Genomic DNA, 1279 nt, shown 5'->3' on the forward strand with positions numbered 1-1279 from the left:
GTGCAGCAGCGGCCGCTCGCCGCGCGCCCGCACGTGGTGCGCCACGTCGAGCACGAGCCGCGTCGCCAGACCCTGGCCGCGGTACGCGGGGTCGGTGCACACAGCGCTGATCTCGGTCCACCCGGCCGGCTGCAGCCGTTCGCCGGCCAGGGCGACGAGCCGGCCGTCGCGGCGGATCCCCACGTAGCGGCCGAGCTCGTGCGTGCGGGGTGCGAACGGGCTGGGCTGCGTGCGTGCGACGAGGTCGAGCATCTCCGGGACGTCCCGCGCGCCCAGCACGACGGCCTCGTCGTCGGGGCGCGTCTCGAGCCGGTCGGTCTCGACGAGCTGCACGCCCTCGCCGCGGCTCGCGATCTCCCAGCCCGCGGGCAGCGTGGCCTCGGACCCCGAGAACGGGAAGAGCGCGCCGGGCCCGACCAGGTCGAGCACCGCGTCCCACACGTCGGGGTCCTCCCAGGACCGCACGGCCGCGAAGATCGACACGTCGGGGAGGAAGCGGCGCGCGAGCTCGTTGCCCTCCGACAGGGCGGCGTGCCGGCCGACCAGCGAGTGCCAGGCGGCGTTGTCGAGGACGTGCTCGTCGGCCAGCGGGGGAGTCGTCGACCCGACCGTCACGGATGTGTCCCTTCGTCGTGGTCCGGGCTCGTGCCCGGAGGGGGCGCGCAGGACCGTACGCCCGAACACCGGCACCGTCCTCGACCTTCCCCGCCCGTCCCGCGCAGTGAGACCGCGCGCGCCCCCTACCCTCGGTCGTGCCCCCGCTGGTGCGGCAGCGCACCGTTGTCGACGACCGAGAGGACCCCATGTCCGTCACCCCGCTGTCCGCCGGCCAGAACGCGCCGCTGCCCGACACGACCGTCCGGGTCGAGGTCTCCGGCGCGGTCGACCTCACCGCCCTGGTGCTCGGCGCGTCCGGCACGGTCAGCAGCGACGCCGACATGGTGTTCTTCAACCAGACCACCGCACCCGGCGCCCGCCTGACGGGCCGCACGCTCGACCTGACGCTCGGGTCGCTGCGGCCTGGGGCCGAGCGCGTCGTGCTCGTCGCGTCGCCCGCGACCGACGGGCAGACGTTCGCCACGGTCGGCGGCGTGGCCGTCACGCTCACGTCCGGGCCGTTCGCCGCGCGGTACGCCCCCGAGGGGCTGTCGACCGAGACCGCGCTCGTGCTGTGCGAGGTGTACCTCCGCGGCGGTGCGTGGAAGGTGCGGGCCGTCGGGCAGGGCTACGCCGACGGGCTCGCGGGGCTCGCCCGCGACTTCGGCGTCGACAGATCGGA

2 protein-coding genes are annotated in these 1279 nt (G+C 75.7%); one reads left to right on the forward strand and one right to left on the reverse strand.

Features of this window, described 5'->3' with window-relative positions:
• Positions 1–615, reverse strand: a 615-nt coding sequence (locus HGA02_RS19730) for a GNAT family N-acetyltransferase (RefSeq protein ID WP_168681103.1), incomplete at its 3' end; no start/stop codon positions are given.
• A gap of 188 nt (positions 616–803) precedes the next feature.
• Here HGA02_RS19730 and HGA02_RS19735 point away from each other — a divergent pair.
• Positions 804–1279: TerD family protein (locus HGA02_RS19735; RefSeq protein ID WP_168681105.1), on the forward strand; the 476-nt coding region annotated here is incomplete at its 3' end.

The sequence above is a fragment of the Cellulomonas septica genome (assembly GCF_012396155.1).
GTDB lineage: Bacteria > Actinomycetota > Actinomycetes > Actinomycetales > Cellulomonadaceae > Cellulomonas > Cellulomonas septica.